The sequence below is a fragment of the Flavihumibacter fluminis genome, from assembly GCF_021491375.1.
Classification (GTDB): domain Bacteria; phylum Bacteroidota; class Bacteroidia; order Chitinophagales; family Chitinophagaceae; genus Flavihumibacter; species Flavihumibacter fluminis.
On sequence record NZ_JAKEVY010000001.1, the window covers coordinates 827,213 to 843,803 of the forward strand.

The window sequence follows — 16,591 nt, forward strand, 5'->3', positions numbered from 1 at the left end:
CACGGTTATGTTACAGGATCCCAATAGTTTCTATTCCAGCTTTTACCAACAGCTTAACACGGAAAAACAGGCGCTTTCACAAAAAAGAAACCGCATCGCTGTTGCCAGGGTTCTCACCATTGGACTGACCGCCTTCCTGCTTTACCAGATCCGATCCGAATCGCTGCTGATGCTCGTCCTCGTATTTTCTGTGGCACTGGCTGTCTTTCTTTTCCTCGTGAAATTCAGCCTGCAACTAACCGATCGCATCAATCTGCTTTCCGAAATGATCCGGCTTACCGATGAAGAAAACCGCATCGCACAACACCAGTTCTTTCACCGGTTCCAGGGGGATGAACTGGCTCCATCCAAGCATCCTTATGCAGGCGATCTGGATCTCTTTGGCAAAGCATCCCTGTTTCAATTCCTGCACCGTACAACCAGCGAAGCAGGCCATCAAAAACTGGCCCAATGGTTACTGGAACCTGCTTCTACTGCTACCATTTTAGCCCGACAGGAAGCCACCAAAAACCTCGCATCCCTTCCAGCATGGAGCCTGCAATTCGAAGCGTACGGTCACCAACAACCGATCCCGAATGCAACCCGAAACCAGGTGCTGAATTGGTCTGCTACCCCTTCCGGCTATTTCCCAAAAGCAGCGTGGAAATTGCTCCGCTTCGCCTGGCCAACCCTTGCCATTGGATTGTTAGTCTTACATCTTTTAGATCAACTTCCCTCCGCTTCCTTTTACGGATTGATCCTTCTCCTGATGGCAATTGCTTTTTATATTTCAAAAAGCATTGTCCCCATTTATCGTAAACTTGATGCTGTTCTTCCCTCCCTTACTTCTCTTTCCAATTCGCTTCATTGGGTGGAAACTGCAAAATTTGAATCGGATCATTTGAAAACTTTGCAGTCAACGATCTTACATTTCTCAGGTACCATTAGCCCCGCAGTTCGTACTCATTCCGCTTCCCGGGCAATAAAAAGTCTCCACCAGATTCTCGACCGCTTCGACTACCGGCATAATCCACTGGTCTATATTCCGCTCAACACCTTCCTGCTTTGGGATATCCAACAGGTATGGGCCCTTGAAAAATGGAAACGCGATCACCAGTCGGCCCTGAATGCCTGGTTTCAATCCATCGCAGAATTGGAAGCGCTCAACAGCCTGGGCCGATTTGCATTTAATCATCCGAATTATTCCTTTCCTGAAGTGAGTGAAATCCCCGGCCATTGGACTGCCACCGGTCTCGGTCACCCACTGATCCCAGCAGGCAAATGTGTTACCAATGATTTCAGCACCAGCGGTCGCCCCGCCATCGCGCTCATCACCGGTTCCAATATGGCAGGAAAAAGCACTTTCCTGCGCTCTATCGGTGTTAACCAGGTACTCGCTATGTCCGGTGCACCGGTTTTTGCCGGCCATCTAACGACTAGCAATATGCGCATCATGAGCAGTATGCGCATCGCCGATAATCTCGAAGAAAACACCTCTACCTTTTACGCCGAACTCAGCAAACTCAAAGCCATCATCGATGCTGTGAATGCCGGGGAGCCCGTTTTTTTATTACTCGATGAAATCCTGCGCGGCACCAATTCACAGGATCGACAAACCGGTTCCAAGGCGCTGATCCGCCAACTGGTAAAACAAAATGCAACTGCCCTGCTTGCTACACACGACCTGGCCCTAACAGAGCTTGAAAAAGAATATCCAAACGCCCTCAGCAATTATCACTTTGATGTTAGTGTAGAGAAGGAGGAGCTTTTCTTCGACTATAAACTGAAAACAGGGATCTGCACCAGCATGAACGCCAGCATCCTCATGAAAAAAATAGGTATCGAGATTACTTAAACAATCGGAATATATCGAGCCCCAGCGCGTAGGCCATCAGACCCAGTAGCAGGATCATGCCCACCATCTGCGCGTACTCCATGAACTTGTCACTTGGCTTTCGGCCGGAGATGATTTCATAGATGGTAAATAAAGCATGACCTCCATCTAACCCTGGAATTGGCAGGATATTCATCAATGCCAGTACCAGGCTGAAAAAGGCCGTTAACGCCCAGAATTGCTGCCAGTCCCATACAGGTGCAAACATCTTTCCAATACTGATTACACTGCCAAGGGATTCATTCGTATTCACTTTTCCACTGAAGATGAGTTTCAACTGCAACCAGTAGGATGTAAGGGTTTCAATACTTTTCTTAAAGCCCGCCGGAATCGCTTCTAAAAATCCATATTTCACTTCCTTCACTTCAAACTTATCCGCCCAGGAGATCGGATACACCCCAAGCGTTCCGGTCTTGGGTATCGCTGCATTCAGTTGCAGAGTATCGGTACCCCGAAGCACCTGCATCGCGATGGTTTTTTCTTTGCTCTTTTGAATCAATTGCCGGAACGTGTGATAATAGGGTACCGGCTGATTGTTCACCGTCAATATCTGGTCTCCTTTGCGCAACCCGGCCTTCATCGCGGCACTGGTATCAGCTATTGAATCCAGGCCCAGGAAAGGCACGCGCATATCAATAAAAGAAATCGCTTTATAGTGTATCAGATCCGCCGCAAAACTTTCCGGAATTGTGATAGTTACAGGTTTTCCATCACGCTCAACTTCAAAAGTTTTCGCTCCGTTCAGAATAACACGAAGGGGAATTTTATTGAACCGGTCAATGTATTCACCGTCCACCGATACAATTTTATCACCATCCCGCAGGCCAATACTTTGTGCCAGGGAATCTGTTGCGATACCATACGTGAATTTATTGGTCGGAACATAGGATTCGCCCCAGTACCATAAAGTCATGGCATAGATCAGGAATCCAAGAATCAGGTTCACGACCACTCCTCCGACCATGATGATCAGTCGCTGCCAGGCCGGCTTGCTTCTGAATTCATAGGGCTTGGGCGGCTGATTCAACTGCTCCTTGTCCATGCTCTCATCAATCATGCCACTGATCTTGACATATCCACCAAAAGGAACCCAACCCAATCCATATTCTGTTTCTCCTATCTTCTTTTTGAATAAGGAAAACCATGGATTAAAAAACAGGTAAAACTTCTCCACCCGGCATTTAAACCAGCGTGCCGGCAAAAAATGCCCCAGCTCATGGAGAATGACAATGATGGAAAAAGAAAGAATAAACTGCCCGGCTTTAACTCCAACTTCCGCCCAATTAATTGCTAAAAATATCATATACTTCAGTCAGGTACAATGTATGAATGTTGACAAATATCAGGGAAAAAACCCTATTGGAACCATAAATTTTTTGTTCGTACAACGCTTGCAATCACAACTTTGTCATGATCCCTAAACATCGATACATGAAGAAATTAGTTTTTTCCGCTGCCGTGGTGCTGAGCCTGAGCGCCTGTTTGAAAACCAAAGACTTACCACCAGATCAGCGGGTCCTGGTTACGATTTCATTTGCCAATGTAAATACGCCCGATACTGCTAAAGTGGGTGATACGGTTAAAACCCAGCTGCGCGTAACTGCCCCTGACCAATGCTATAAATTTGAAGGGGTGGATGCGCGGAATTCAGGCCCCAACCAGTTTGATCTGCAGGCCATCGGCTCCAAGCCCAATCCTGCCTTGCCTCAGCCTTCCTGTTTGCCAAACTTATACGTGAAGGATACGATTTTCACGTTCCGTTTGATGACTCCGGGAAAATATGTAATGCGTTATTATAACGGCACCACTTTATTGCAGGCAGACACCCTGCACATTGTGACTAATTAAAAGATTACAAATGAATAAGCGTTGCGGCAAACTCACGGGCCGCCGCATCGGTTTCAAAATATTGTTCCAGGGTGGGTTCCGCAATAAACTCCAGTTTATTCATGGTCCGTTCGATCACATCGGTCATGTCCAGGAATCCCACCCTGTTTCTTAAAAAGGCATATACCGCAATTTCATTCGCGGCATTTAAGATACAGGGCAGATTACCTCCCTTATACAAGGCCTCTGTTGCCAGTGCCAGGTTTCTGAAGGTTTTTACATCCGGCTCTTCAAATGTTAGTGTATTCGGTTTACGGAAATCATAGCGCGGAAACTGGTTCACGATCCGCTGCGGAAAAGCCATCGCATATTGAATCGGTAATTTCATATCCGGCAACCCCATCTGCGCTTTGATTGATCCATCCTCAAACTGCACCATACTATGTATGATACTTTGCGGATGCACCATTACCTGCACCTGCTCCGGCTTCAGGTTGAATAACCATTTTGCTTCAATCATTTCCAGCCCCTTATTCATCAAAGTGGCCGAATCAATGGTGATCTTGGCTCCCATACTCCAGTTGGGATGCTGCAACGCATGATCCCGCTTCACATTAACCAGGAAATTAGGCTTCTTTCCAAGGAAAGGCCCTCCGGATGCCGTTAATATGATTTTATCAATGGGGTTCAGGTTCTCTCCCACCAGGCACTGAAAGATGGCGCTGTGTTCGCTGTCTACCGGGATGATGGGCACCCGCTTTTCAATCGCTTTCTGCATCACGATATCACCCGCCACCACCAGCGTTTCCTTGTTGGCCAGGGCTACCGGTTTTCCCTGCTCAACCGCCTGCAACGTAGGTTTTAATCCGGCAAATCCAACTATACCCGCCAGCATCAGGTCATAACAATCCAATGCCGCTACTTCCTCCAATGCCTTCTCCCCGGCAAACACCTTGATATCGGTGCCGGCCAGGGCCTGCTTCACTTTCTGGTAGCGGGATTCATCCCCGATCACCACAGTATTGGGCTGGAATTGAAGCGCCTGTTTGATCAGTAATTCATCGTTTTGCTGGGCAGTCAGAATTTCTGCCGTAAACAACTGAGGATTGGCCTCAATTACTGCCAATGCCTGGGTTCCAATGGAGCCGGTGGATCCGAATAAAGCGATACGTTTTTGCATGTATTGGTTCAATTAAGCACCTTTCCGGCGCAACGAATGGGCAAGTTAACGTAATAATTGCTCCACAGCGGCATTTACTGTGCTAAAATTGAACCGGCTCAGTACAGCTTCCATGGATTCTTTTATCTGATCCGTACATAGGTTGCCGATACTGCCTTCATGGGTATGCCGCAGCTCGGTTTGGTATTGATAATTGCCGCTTTCGATGGCCAGTCCTACCTGCCTGTAAGCATCCCGGAAAGGCACTCCCTCCAATACCAGCCTGTTTACTTCTTCCACACTGAACAAATATTTATATTTTTCATCATGTAAAAGATTGGGGCGGATTTCGATCTGCGAAAGCATCAGTCCCGCCATATTGAAACAGTCTTTCAGCGTACTGAATGCCGGAAACAGGTGTTCTTTCAGCAATTGAAGATCCCGGTGATACCCCGACGGCAGATTAGTGGTCATCAGCATTATCTCATTCGGCAGCGCCTTGATTCGGTTGCCGTGTGAGCGGATCAGCTCAAACACATCGGGATTCTTTTTATGCGGCATGATGCTGCTGCCCGTTGTCAGCTCCGGCGGGAAACTGATGAACCCGAAATTCTGGTTCAGGTAGAGGCATGCATCCATGGATAATTTCGCCAGGGTATCGGCCAGGTTGGCCAATGCCATAGCTACAATACGTTCCGCCTTACCTCTTCCCATTTGCGCATATACAACATTGTGATTCAATTGCGCAAATCCGAGCAGTTCGGTTGTCCGTTGACGCTTGATTGGAAATGATGATCCGTATCCCGCGGCGGATCCTAATGGATTTTTATTTACTACTTCATAGGCCGCCTGCAGCGTGGTCAGATCATCCACCATGCTTTCCGCATAGGCGCCGAACCAGAGCCCGAAAGAGGAAGGCATGGCCAGCTGTAGATGGGTATATCCAGGTAATAAATGATCCTTGTATTTTTCGCTCTGAGCCTGAAGTAATTCAAAAAACGGTTGTACTACTTCCACCAGCGCCTGAATTTCATCACGCAGAAACAATTTCAGGTCTACCAACACCTGGTCGTTCCTGCTTCGGGCACTGTGAATCTTTTTACCGGTATCGCCCAATGCCTGAGTGAGCAGGAACTCCACCTGGGAGTGAATATCTTCAATGCCTTCGCCGATGAGCAACTCGCCATTCGCGGCCACCGCATAAATTTGTTTCAACTCCGCCAGCAATTGCTCTTTTTCATCGGTTGTAAGCAAACCGATTTCCTCCAGCATGATGGCATGCGCCATATTTCCAAGCACATCCTGGCGAGCCATTTGCTGATCAAACTCACGATCACGGCCAACCGTAAATTGTTCTACTTCCTTCAGCGATGCTGTATTTTTTTGCCAGAGTTTCATGTTACAGTTTTAACTATTTGATGCTTCAAAAAAAGGAAACGCGGTTTCAATCAGTTCAATATAGGTTTTGATGCCATCACGAATTTCATCCAGGTAAATGAATTCATCCGCAGTGTGACTTCTCCCGCTAAAACCCGGACCGCATTTCAATGCCGGAAAAGGCAGCAAGGCTTTATCCGAACAGGTGGGAGAACCATAGGATTTCTTACCCAATTTGCTACCGGCCATCACCAGCGGGTGTGCATCACCAATAGCCGTAGCCCGCATCCGCATACTGCGCGGTTTAATTTCGGCGTCCACAGCATCCTGTACAATCTCCACAATTTCTTCGTGTGTATAAGCGTCCGTCACCCGGATATCCACCGTAAACTGGCAGGTTCCGGGAACCACATTATGTGCTTTATTTTCAGTTTGTATAACGGTCACGTTCATGTGCACCGGTCCGAGTGTTGGCGATACCCTGGGAAACTGATAGTTTCTGAACCAGTTGATCGCATCTACTGCTTTATACAACGCATTAATTCCTTCCTGCCTGGCTGCATGTCCGGTTTTTCCGGTTACCGTGCAATCCAGCACCAGTAAACCTTTCTCCGATACCGCCAGTTCCATTTCGGTCGGTTCTCCTACAATAGCCGACCAGTTCCGGAAAGCCGTTTCACCGGATTGTTTTATAGCAGTTAAGAAGCTGGCATCTTTCAATAAGGCCTCCACTCCATTTACACCAGACACTTCTTCCTCTGCCGTGGCCGCTAAAACCAGGTTGACCGGCAAATCGGTTTGTTCATAAAAATGAAGAAAACAGGCGATCAGAGATACCAGCGCCCCTCCCGCATCATTGCTGCCAAGGCCGTAAATTTTACCATCTTCAATGGCTGGCTCAAACGGGTCTCTTGTATACTGCGGATTCGGTTTCACTGTATCATGATGTGAGTTCAGCACTACCGTAGGTTTTCCTGGCTGGAAATAGCGGTTCAATGCCCATACATTATTCAATTGCTGCTGCACTTCCACTCCCCGGGTTTCAAGGAATGCACGAATCAGCTTCGCAGTACCCTGCTCCTCCCGGCTCAGGGACGGCGTTCTGATCAGCTGCTTCAACAGCTCCACTGCCTCCTCATATAATTGCTCCATACTTTTTCTTTTCCTATCCGCCAAAGGCAGAATACCATTCACCGCGGCGGATGAATCAAGCTGAAATTAACGTCCCTGTTGTTTCTGTGCCCGTATTCTGCACCAGATCGGCAGCATGTCCGATCAGTACCTGCTGCACCCCCTTTCCAATCGCATCAAAGGCATTGTCCAGTTTGGGTAAAATACCCGCAAATAATTTCTGCTCCGCTTTCAGTTGCGCATACAAATCCGGATTGATAAACCGGATCACGGATGATTCGTCCTCCACCTGCTCAAGAATCCCCTTCTTCTCAAAACAATAGATCAACCGCACGGGGTATTGTGCTGATAATGCAATTGCAATTGTTGCCGCCATGGTATCCGCGTTGGTATTCAGCATATGGCCAGCTCCATCATGTGTCAGTGGCGCCAGCACCGGAACCAGGCCATTATCCAGCAACAATTGCCAGCGATCCACTGGTAAGGTAGCTGCTTTCACATCCCCCACCCAGCCATAATCGATTGTTTTAACCGGACGTTTCACGGCCGGAAGCAGGTTTCCATCTGCTCCTGTTATCCCGATGGCATTACAACCCAGGGATTGCAATTGTGCCACCAGCTGTTTGTTTACGAGGCCACCATACACCATGGTTACCAGGTCAATGGTAGCATCATCTGTAATACGTCTGCCATCCACATACTTCGATTCAATCCCTAATTGATCTCCCAACCGTGTAGCAATCTTGCCACCTCCATGCACCAGGATCTTGGGTCCATTGATCAATGCGAAATCTTGCAGAAACTGTTGCAATGCCGCCGGATCATCCAGCACATTCCCACCTATCTTGATAACAAAAACCATATCTCTTATTTAGCACGAAGGATCGATGCCAGTACTGCCTGGGCCGCCCACACCCGGTTACCCGCCTGAGTGGTTACCAGGCTATTCGGTCCATCCAATATCTCATCACTTAATTCCACATTCCGACGCACCGGCAGGCAATGCATCACCCTGGCTTCATTGGTCAGCGCAAGTTTTTCGTTGGTGAGCATCCACTCCGGGTCGTTGTTATAAATCTTACCATAATCAGTAAACGTACTCCAGTTTTTCACATACACGAAATCAGCATCTTTCAATGCTTCTTCCTGGTTGTATTCGATACGTGCCCCTTTAGTGAATGCCTCCGATAATTCATAATCTTCGGGATGGGTGATTACAAAATCCGCTTCGCCCCAGGCATTCACCCATTGCGCGAAACTATTTGCTACACATTGAGGAAGTGGTTTCACGTGCGGTGCCCAGGTCAATACCACCTTGGGTTTTCGTCCTGAAAAGGCTGCCGCCTTCGAAGGCTGCCGCATGTATTCCTGCATAGTGATGATATCGGTCAGGCTCTGCAAGGGATGCAGGGTAGCACTCTCCAGGCTCACGATCGGAATGCCTGCATACTTCATAAACTGCCGGATATACAATTCGGAGTAATCATCCTCCTTGTTCTTTAACGAAGGAAACGTGCGAATGCAAAGAATATCAAAATACTTTCCCATAATCGGAGCTGCGTCTTTCACATGCTCCACTGTTGTTCCGCTCATGATGGCTTCTTCTTCAAATTCAAGCGCCCATCCCTCACTGCCCACATTGAATACCACCGCTTCCATTCCAAGTTGCTGGGCCGCCACCTGGGTACTCAAACGGGTACGCATACTCGGATTCAGGAATAACATCCCGATCCGTTTCCGTTTTCCAAGATTTTCATCCTTATAGGGATCCGCTTTATAGGCTAAAGCTGCATCCACGAGTTGCTGAAGATCCGGAACATCCTGAACAGAAGTAAAATGCATCATGAATTGTCAAAATTTATAGAGTTAACCCACGGGTACTGAAATCTCCTTGCGAACGGCCTCCAGGAACTCATCTGCTTCTTCTCTGGTTAAGGCCAGGGAAGGCAGCAGGCGAATCACATTCGGTTTGGCTTCGCCGGTGAAAATAAAATGATCAGTTAAGAGTTTCTTACGGAGATCTGTATGCGAATCAGGCATATCAAAGCCGATCATCAATCCTCGCCCCCGCACATTTTTCAATTCCGGAATTTCCCGAAGTGATTGCATTAGATAATCGCCGATGGTTGCCGCATTTGCGATCAGCCCCTCCTTTTCGATTACTTCCAGCACTGCAATTGCAGCTGCACAGGCCAGTTGATTGCCACCAAAGGTTGTTCCCAGCATACCGTGTTTGGGATGCAGGTGGGGCGCTATGGAAATCGCTCCAATTGGAAACCCATTGCCCATTCCTTTGGCCATAGAATAAATATCTGCGTTTACTCCCGCGAAATCGTGAGAATAAAACTTGCCTGATCTGCCATAGCCACACTGTACGGAATCCGCGATATAAACAGCTCCATAGGCATCACAGCATTCACGGATGGTTTGCAAAAACTCGTTCGTTGCCACATTAATTCCACCAACACCCTGAATGCCTTCTACAATTACTGCTGCGATGTCGTTACCCTGTGCGGTAAAAACTGCCTTGAGTGCATCCACATCATTGAAAGGAAGAAAAATCACAGCATCCGTTTGATTCACCGGCGATATAATAGCCGGATTATCCGTTGCTGCAACTGCCAGGGAAGTACGGCCATGAAACGCTTTTTTAAATGCGATAATTTTTCTGCGTCCTGTATGGAAAGAAGCCAGTTTCAATGCATTCTCGTTGGCTTCTGCACCTGAATTACAAAGGAACAACTGGTAATTCTCTTTGCCTGAAATACGACCCAGCAATTCCGCCAGCGCCTTCTGCTGCGGGATCACCACCGAATTGGAATAGAAGGCTATCATTTCCAATTGCTCTTCAATTCGCTCTACCCAATGCGGGTGGGTATGACCTATTGAAATAACGGCATGACCTCCATACATATCGAGATAAGACTTCCCCTGTTCATCCCATACCCGTGCACCCTTTGCCCGAGTTATAGTGATGTTGTTTAATGGATATACGTCAAATAGTTTCATGTTCGTTGTTTTGTTTTTTGTAGCTCGCCTCCTCCTTTCCTCCTTTCCTCCTTTCCTCCCTGCTTCAAAACCCCACTCCCTTCAGCTTCAGCCCCATACATTCATCCAATCCAAACACCAGGTTCATATTCTGAACTGCCTGTCCGCTTGCACCTTTCAGGAGGTTATCAATCGCACTGTGGATGACAAGTTTGCTGCCCACTTTCTCGATTTGCACGATTGCTTTGTTGGTATTTACAATTTGTTTCAGGTAGATTGGCTCGGTACTTACTACTGTAAAGGGATGATCAGCATAAAATACTTCGTAAAGCGCCAGCAGGTCTTCATAGGGCAATTCCATATGAATAGTTGAACTGATGAAGATGCCCCGGGTAAAATCGCCCCTCCACGGTACAAAACTCAGGTCGATATCACTATCCGGTTGTAACTGCAATAAGGACTCGCCGATCTCTCCCAGGTGCTGATGCGTCAGGGTTTTATAGGCCTGGATATTATTCGCTCTCCAACTGAAATGAGAAGTGGAACTCAACCCTTGACCGGCTCCGGTAGATCCCGTAATTCCGGTAGTATAAATTTCATCCAGCAATCCAGCCTTGGCAAGTGGCAATAACCCTACCTGAATAGCTGTTGCAAAACAACCCGGATTGGCAATGGCATTTGCCTTACGGATGGCTTCCCGGTTCAATTCCGGTAATCCATAAACGAAGTTCCAGTTGCCAAACGTGGATTGCTCCTTCAATCGGAAATCATTCGACAGATCAATGATTTTTGTTCCTGCTGCAGGCGGATGTGCTTCCAGGAATTTCCGCGCTTCACCATGCCCCGTGCACAAAAACAGGCAATCCACTTTTGTTTCCAGCGAATCCGTGAAAAGTAGTTCGGTATCTCCAATCAAATCAGCATGTACAGAATAGAGCGGTTTTCCTGCGCTACTCTTGCTGTGTACAAAACTCAGCTCCACACCCGGGTGATTGATCAGCAACCGGATCAATTCACCACCCGTATACCCCGCCCCACCGATAATGCCTGCTGTTATTTTTGCCATGTTCTTTTTTTTGATTTGTCTTCCTTCCCCTCTCCTCCATTCCTCCCTCTTCCCTTCTCACGTTTCACGTCTGACGTCTGACGTTTCACTCTCCGTGTACCGCTTTCCAAATCGCCGTCTGGTTTCCGAAAATCTTACTAAAGCCTCTCACATCCTGTCCGGTCCAGCCGCTGTTCATCTCACCATATCTTCCAAACTTGCTCGACATCAGATCGTATTTTGATTCAATTCCGATGATCTGGAACCGATACGGATGCAACTGCACAAATACATCACCTGTCACCGTCTCCTGTGAATGCTGCAAAAAGGCCTCAATATCCCGCATTACCGGATCCAGAATTTGTCCCTCATGCATCCAGTTCCCGTAAAACTGCGCCAGCTGGTCTTTCCAGCTCAACTGCCACTTGGTAAGCACGTGCTTCTCCAGTGCATGATGACTTTTTAATATTACCATCGGGGCGGCAGCTTCAAAGCCAACCCGTCCTTTGATACCGATGATGGTATCACCCACATGGATATCTCTTCCAATTCCAAACGGACCTGCAATCGCCTGCAATGCCTGGATGGCTTCCACCGGATGATCATAACTGCGGCCATTGATTCCCGTTAGGTGACCTTTTTCAAAATGCAGCACCACTTCTTCCGGCTGGGTTTTGCTTACTTGTGTAGGCCAGGCTTCTTCCGGCAACATGCCTTTGCTGTGCAGGGTTTCCTTTCCTCCCACACTGGTACCCCATAAACCCTTATTGATCGAGTATTGTGCCTTTTCAAAATTCATTTCTACATCACGTGCTTTGAGGTATTCGATTTCAGCCTCGCGACTCAGTTGCAGATCTCTAATCGGTGTCAGGATGGGCAAATCAGGAATCATGATATGAAATACCATATCAAACCGTACCTGGTCGTTACCCGCACCGGTACTTCCATGCGCCACCGCATCCGCTCCGATCTTTTTTGCATGTTCTGCAATATGAATCGCCTGGATCAGTCGCTCTGCTGATACACTCAGCGGATAGGTATTATTCTTCAATACATTTCCAAACACTAGATATTGAATGATCCGATCGTAATAGTTTTTTACTGCGTTCACACTGGTGTGTGATTTCACTCCCAAACGGTTGGCATGTGCTTCAATCTTTGACAGTTCTTCTTCTGTAAATCCGCCTGTATTTACAATAATGGAATGCACTTCGTATCCCAGATCTTCAAATAGGTACTTTGCGCAATAAGTAGTGTCCAGTCCGCCGCTAAATCCGAGTACAACTTTTTTCGATGTCATCTTCGTAGAATAGTTTAGAAATGAAAGAATGAAAAGAACCTTTTTTTGGCCGTTCCGCCTCCGCCGCCACCTTCCGGTTTGGATTCGGTTCCGGTGATTTTGCGGAATGCTTTCAGAAAACGGGATTTCTTCAACCGCAACAACCGCTCATACCCTTTGGAATGTTGTTTGAAATCCGCAGCTGTTTCCTCCGGTTTGTAATGATCTTTGGGGTCATAGAGCATCGCAGTACAGAAACAGTTCTTGCGATCCTTGCTCATCAATATATCGTAGTTCACGCAGCTCTTACAACCGGCCCAGAATGCCTCATCCTGCGTTAATTCCGAGTAAGTTACTGGTTCATACCCTAAATCGGAATTAATTTTCATTACAGCAAGGCCGGTAGTCAATCCAAAAATTTTGGCAGTGGGGTATAATTTACGGGATAGCTCAAAGATTTTTTCCTTGATACGTTTGGCTACACCACTCTTGCGAAACTCAGGAGATACGATCAATCCGGAATTCGCCACATATTCACCATGACTCCAGGTTTCGATATAACAAAAACCTACCCAGGTACCAGTTTCAGTAACTGCAATCACCGACTTTCCCTCTTTCATCTTTTGCTCGATATATTCAGGAGATCGTTTAGCGATACCCGTTCCTCTTGCCTTGGCAGAGGACTCCATTTCATCAGTGATGGTAACGGCGTAATGAATATCGTCGGGATTGGCTACCCTTACGATAATGGCGGAATTTTCCACTTGCAATAAATTAAAGGATCAGTAAACGTGCTGCGTACAACTCTGTTGTAAATAATAATACATTGGGGCTTTTTTCACTGATAGGGGCCGGTGCAAAGGGCTCGTCCTATCAGCATCCACGTCGCGGTCGGGGAAGAAAACAAAAGGCATGTAAAAGTACATCAACCTGGCTGTCCAGCTGAAGGGGAGCGCTATATGGTTGGAAACTATTCATTTTTCGTTTGATTGCCTATGTTTAAAATGCGAGCCAAAATTATACGTTTTTGATTGAATTTCCCCAAAATATTCTTTAAAATATTGTTAGGCTATCAAATAAAAAGCAGGATTTTGGAATGGTTTCCAAATATCCTGCTTCAATATTGAAAATTATCGAACGGTTGTTAGCTTTCAAGCCAGGGCTGTAATGCCTCTGCCAATTTGCGATCATTACTCAACCTGGGGACTTTATTTTGGCCACCTAACTTGCCAATACTCTTCATGTAATCAATGAATCCATTCTTTTTTACAGGAGTAATTTTTAGTGGCAATAAAATATTGCCGGTTATCAGGTCATCGTAGTAAATGTTTTTGGTTCGCAGGTTTTCATTTACCTGCTGCGCAAAGGCAGTCATATCTGCCGGGGCATTATCAAATTCGATGAACCATTCGTGATAGGACTTTCCTTTATCCTGCGAGATCATCGGCGCAACGGTAAACTCTGTGATATGCACTCCATTTTCGGTGGCTGCTTTCATCAGGCTGTATTCCACTTCCTCTCCAATTACGTGTTCACCAAATGCAGAGATAAAATGTTTGATTCGTCCGGATACAATCAACCGGTATGGCTCAGTTGAAACAAATTTTACGGTATCCCCTATATTATAACTCCACAAACCCGCATTGCTGTTGATGATGAGTGCATAGTTTTCTCCCACTTTCACATCTTTTAAACTCAGTCGCGTAGGGTTCTCATTAAACACTTCATTTACAGGAACAAATTCAAACCAGATCCCACTGTCGGTGTTCAGTAACAGTCCTTCTGCATGCTGACTGTCCTGGAAGGCAAAAAAGCCTTCCGATGCCGGGAAAGTTTCAATGGCTGCAACTTTTCTTCCGATGCTGTCAAACAGCTTTGATTTATAGGGCTCGAAATTCACCCCACCATGCACCAGCACTGAAAATTCCGGGAACAACTCTCCCACTTTCTTACCGCTTTTTTCCATCAACCGGTCGAAATACATCTGCATCCAGGGTGGAATCCCACTGATCAGAGTCATGTTTTTTCGGATGGTTTCCTCCACGATTTTATCCAGTTTGCTTTCCCATTCCTCAATACAATTGGTTTCATAAGAAGGTAACTGATTCTTTCTGAGATAACTGGGTATATGGTGATTGACGATTCCGCTGAGGCGACCTGTTGGGATGTCTGCGATCCGTTCCAATACCGGGGAGCCGGATAAAAAAATCATATTCCCATCTGCAAACCGGGAATTTCCCGACTCTGCCATATAACAGAGCAACGCATTTCGGGCAGTATTGATATGGTTAGGGATGGAATCCTTCGTAATTGGGATGTATTTCACCCCGCTGGTGGTGCCTGAGGTTTTGGCAAAATAGATGGGCTTGCCTTTCCATAATATATTATGCTTGCCTTCTTTGATTAATTCAATATAAGGTTTGAGCTGTTCGTAGTCGCGAATAGGTACCGCCTGGCGGAATTCCTCCATCGTTTTAACCTCCCCCAGGTGGTGATCCTTCCCAAACTGGGTTCCGGCTCCTGTCTTCAGCAGTTCCCGGAAGATCGCCTCCTGGTCTGGGACAGCCTGGTGCATAGACCGCTTTACCTGCTTATAAACGTAGGAAGCAAAGGGTTTGGCAAGAAAAGACTTGAATTTCATAGCGCTATGATGGATGAACGGCGACAAATTTAGGCTCTACACCCCAGTAAACTCCTTAAATTTGCGCTAATTATTTTGGAAAATCTATTTGGAGGTAAGGAAATTCCCCTTACCTTTGCACTCCTAATTTTGGTAAGTTATGTTAGCAGTTGTTAAAATAGCCGGTCAGCAATTCAAGGTTTCTAAAGACCAGACATTGTACGTTCCCCAGATTGCGGGCAACGCAGGCGACAAAGTAGAATTTGCAGATGTTCTGATGTTTGATAATAATGGCAGCCTGTCTGTAGGTGATGCTGTTAAAGCTGTGGTTAAAGCAGAAATCATCGACCACCTGCAGGGAGATAAAGTGATCGCCTTCAAAATGAAAAGAAGAAAAGGTTTCCGCAAGAAACTCGGTCACAGAACTCACTATACCAAAATCAGAATCAACGATATCGCATAATCTGGTAACGTAACAACTGTTATCATTTAAAATTCATACGTCATGGCACACAAAAAAGGTGAAGGTAGTGTTAAGAACGGTCGCGACTCTCAAAGCAAACGCCTGGGTGTAAAGATCTACGGTGGTCAGCCTGCTATTGCTGGTAACATCATCGTTCGTCAGCGTGGTACACAGTATCATCCTGGAAAGAATGTAAGTGTAGGAAGAGATTACACACTGTTTGCAACAGCTGATGGAGTGGTTGAATTCCGTAAAACCAGAGAGAACAAAACCATCGTTTCTGTATCTCCGGTAGAGGTAAGCGCTTAATCAATTCTGATTAAACAGCAAAAAAAATTTTGCAGTTTCGGATTAGTTTATATTTTTACTTCCGAAAACCCATTTTACTAATCATTAAATTCTAAAAAAATGGCAACTGCAAAAAAAGCTGCTCCTAAAAAAGCTGCTGCAAAGAAAGCCGCTCCGAAAAAAGCCGCTAAGAAAGCTGCTCCAAAGAAAGCCGCTAAAAAAGTAGCTAAGAAAGCTGCTCCTAAAAAAGCTGCAAAAAAAGCTGCTCCTAAAAAAGCCGCTAAGAAAGTAGCAAAGAAAGCCGCTCCGAAGAAAGCTGCTAAAAAAGCTGCTCCTAAAAAGGCCGCTAAGAAAGCTGCGAAATAAGTTTCGACTTTTTACAGCAAAAAATACAATCCCCGGTTTTCCGGGGATTTTTTTTTGACGTGAGATGTGAGACGTGAGACGTGAGATGTGAGACGTGAGACGTGAGACGTGAGACGTGAGACGTGAGACGTGAGATGTGAGACGTGAAAAGTGAAAGTTGTCAAAGGAAATTAGG

16 protein-coding genes are annotated in these 16,591 nt (G+C 46.4%); 5 read left to right on the plus strand and 11 right to left on the minus strand.

The window, feature by feature from the left end:
• The first annotated feature begins 7 nt into the window (after positions 1–7).
• Positions 8–1,834: a MutS-related protein gene (locus tag L0U88_RS03645; protein WP_234864249.1), complete on the plus strand. Its 1,827-nt coding sequence runs from the start codon at positions 8–10 to the stop codon at positions 1,832–1,834.
• Here L0U88_RS03645 and rseP read toward each other — a convergent pair.
• Positions 1,827–3,176: an RIP metalloprotease RseP gene (gene rseP, locus L0U88_RS03650; protein ID WP_234864250.1), complete on the minus strand. Its 1,350-nt coding sequence runs from the start codon at positions 3,174–3,176 to the stop codon at positions 1,827–1,829. The genes L0U88_RS03645 and rseP overlap by 8 nt on opposite strands.
• A 128-nt stretch (positions 3,177–3,304) precedes the next feature.
• On the opposite strand from rseP, the gene L0U88_RS03655 reads away from it, so the two are divergent.
• Positions 3,305–3,721: a hypothetical protein gene (locus tag L0U88_RS03655; protein WP_234864251.1), complete on the plus strand. Its 417-nt coding sequence runs from the start codon at positions 3,305–3,307 to the stop codon at positions 3,719–3,721.
• Between the two features lie 4 nt (positions 3,722–3,725).
• Here L0U88_RS03655 and L0U88_RS03660 read toward each other — a convergent pair whose 3' ends face one another.
• The 10 genes from L0U88_RS03660 to L0U88_RS03705 all read right to left on the minus strand — a co-directional run bounded on the left by L0U88_RS03660 (position 3,726) and on the right by L0U88_RS03705 (position 15,320).
• Positions 3,726–4,880 carry a 1-deoxy-D-xylulose-5-phosphate reductoisomerase gene (locus L0U88_RS03660; RefSeq protein WP_234864252.1) on the minus strand — a complete coding sequence of 385 codons (1,155 nt, stop codon included), beginning with the start codon at positions 4,878–4,880 and terminating at the stop codon, positions 3,726–3,728.
• Between the two features lie 45 nt (positions 4,881–4,925).
• Positions 4,926–6,257, minus strand: a complete 1,332-nt coding sequence (gene argH / locus L0U88_RS03665) for an argininosuccinate lyase (RefSeq protein WP_234864253.1) — start codon at positions 6,255–6,257, stop codon at positions 4,926–4,928.
• Positions 6,258–6,266: 9 nt separating this feature from the next.
• A complete protein-coding gene (locus tag L0U88_RS03670; protein ID WP_234864254.1) occupies positions 6,267–7,388 on the minus strand; it encodes a M20 family metallo-hydrolase in 1,122 nt (373 codons plus the stop codon).
• A 55-nt stretch (positions 7,389–7,443) separates the two neighbouring features.
• The gene (gene argB / locus L0U88_RS03675) at positions 7,444–8,229 is read right to left on the minus strand and encodes an acetylglutamate kinase (protein WP_234864255.1); all 786 of its coding nucleotides are present in this window, start codon (positions 8,227–8,229) and stop codon (positions 7,444–7,446) included.
• Between the two features lie 5 nt (positions 8,230–8,234).
• Positions 8,235–9,212 carry a Rossmann-fold NAD(P)-binding domain-containing protein gene (locus L0U88_RS03680; protein ID WP_234864256.1) on the minus strand — a complete coding sequence of 326 codons (978 nt, stop codon included), beginning with the start codon at positions 9,210–9,212 and terminating at the stop codon, positions 8,235–8,237.
• Between the two features lie 21 nt (positions 9,213–9,233).
• On the minus strand, positions 9,234–10,376 hold the full coding sequence (locus tag L0U88_RS03685; protein ID WP_234864257.1) for an aspartate aminotransferase family protein: 1,143 nt from the start codon (positions 10,374–10,376) through the stop codon (positions 9,234–9,236).
• Between the two features lie 64 nt (positions 10,377–10,440).
• A complete protein-coding gene (argC, locus tag L0U88_RS03690) occupies positions 10,441–11,421 on the minus strand; it encodes an N-acetyl-gamma-glutamyl-phosphate reductase (protein WP_234864258.1) in 981 nt (326 codons plus the stop codon).
• 85 nt (positions 11,422–11,506) lie between these two features.
• Positions 11,507–12,700 carry an argininosuccinate synthase gene (argG, locus tag L0U88_RS03695; protein WP_234864259.1) on the minus strand — a complete coding sequence of 398 codons (1,194 nt, stop codon included), beginning with the start codon at positions 12,698–12,700 and terminating at the stop codon, positions 11,507–11,509.
• A 14-nt stretch (positions 12,701–12,714) separates the two neighbouring features.
• Positions 12,715–13,443, minus strand: a complete 729-nt coding sequence (locus L0U88_RS03700) for a GNAT family N-acetyltransferase (RefSeq protein WP_234864260.1) — start codon at positions 13,441–13,443, stop codon at positions 12,715–12,717.
• Between the two features lie 380 nt (positions 13,444–13,823).
• A complete protein-coding gene (locus tag L0U88_RS03705; protein WP_234864261.1) occupies positions 13,824–15,320 on the minus strand; it encodes a GH3 auxin-responsive promoter family protein in 1,497 nt (498 codons plus the stop codon).
• Positions 15,321–15,459: 139 nt separating this feature from the next.
• On the opposite strand from L0U88_RS03705, the gene rplU reads away from it, so the two are divergent.
• The 3 genes from rplU to L0U88_RS03720 all read left to right on the plus strand — a co-directional run bounded on the left by rplU (position 15,460) and on the right by L0U88_RS03720 (position 16,416).
• Entirely contained in the window at positions 15,460–15,762 is a 303-nt protein-coding gene (gene rplU, locus L0U88_RS03710; RefSeq protein ID WP_234864262.1) for a 50S ribosomal protein L21, read from the plus strand.
• A gap of 42 nt (positions 15,763–15,804) precedes the next feature.
• On the plus strand, positions 15,805–16,071 hold the full coding sequence (gene rpmA / locus L0U88_RS03715) for a 50S ribosomal protein L27 (RefSeq protein WP_234864263.1): 267 nt from the start codon (positions 15,805–15,807) through the stop codon (positions 16,069–16,071).
• Positions 16,072–16,170: 99 nt separating this feature from the next.
• Positions 16,171–16,416 (plus strand): hypothetical protein, encoded by a 246-nt coding sequence (locus L0U88_RS03720; protein ID WP_234864264.1) that lies wholly within the window; start codon positions 16,171–16,173, stop codon positions 16,414–16,416.
• Positions 16,417–16,591 lie beyond the last annotated feature (175 nt).

Bases quoted from the DNA above. Each gene is read 5' to 3' on its own strand.
- L0U88_RS03645 (WP_234864249.1), top strand. From the start codon at position 8: ATGTTACAGGATCCCAATAGTTTCTATTCCAGCTTTTACCAACAGCTT.
- rseP (WP_234864250.1), bottom strand. From the start codon at position 3,176: ATGATATTTTTAGCAATTAATTGGGCGGAAGTTGGAGTTAAAGCCGGG.
- L0U88_RS03655 (WP_234864251.1), top strand. From the start codon at position 3,305: ATGAAGAAATTAGTTTTTTCCGCTGCCGTGGTGCTGAGCCTGAGCGCC.
- L0U88_RS03660 (WP_234864252.1), bottom strand. From the start codon at position 4,880: ATGCAAAAACGTATCGCTTTATTCGGATCCACCGGCTCCATTGGAACC.
- argH (WP_234864253.1), bottom strand. From the start codon at position 6,257: ATGAAACTCTGGCAAAAAAATACAGCATCGCTGAAGGAAGTAGAACAA.
- L0U88_RS03670 (WP_234864254.1), bottom strand. From the start codon at position 7,388: ATGGAGCAATTATATGAGGAGGCAGTGGAGCTGTTGAAGCAGCTGATC.
- argB (WP_234864255.1), bottom strand. From the start codon at position 8,229: ATGGTTTTTGTTATCAAGATAGGTGGGAATGTGCTGGATGATCCGGCG.
- L0U88_RS03680 (WP_234864256.1), bottom strand. From the start codon at position 9,212: ATGATGCATTTTACTTCTGTTCAGGATGTTCCGGATCTTCAGCAACTC.
- L0U88_RS03685 (WP_234864257.1), bottom strand. From the start codon at position 10,376: ATGAAACTATTTGACGTATATCCATTAAACAACATCACTATAACTCGG.
- argC (WP_234864258.1), bottom strand. From the start codon at position 11,421: ATGGCAAAAATAACAGCAGGCATTATCGGTGGGGCGGGGTATACGGGT.
- argG (WP_234864259.1), bottom strand. From the start codon at position 12,700: ATGACATCGAAAAAAGTTGTACTCGGATTTAGCGGCGGACTGGACACT.
- L0U88_RS03705 (WP_234864261.1), bottom strand. From the start codon at position 15,320: ATGAAATTCAAGTCTTTTCTTGCCAAACCCTTTGCTTCCTACGTTTAT.
- rplU (WP_234864262.1), top strand. From the start codon at position 15,460: ATGTTAGCAGTTGTTAAAATAGCCGGTCAGCAATTCAAGGTTTCTAAA.
- rpmA (WP_234864263.1), top strand. From the start codon at position 15,805: ATGGCACACAAAAAAGGTGAAGGTAGTGTTAAGAACGGTCGCGACTCT.
- L0U88_RS03720 (WP_234864264.1), top strand. From the start codon at position 16,171: ATGGCAACTGCAAAAAAAGCTGCTCCTAAAAAAGCTGCTGCAAAGAAA.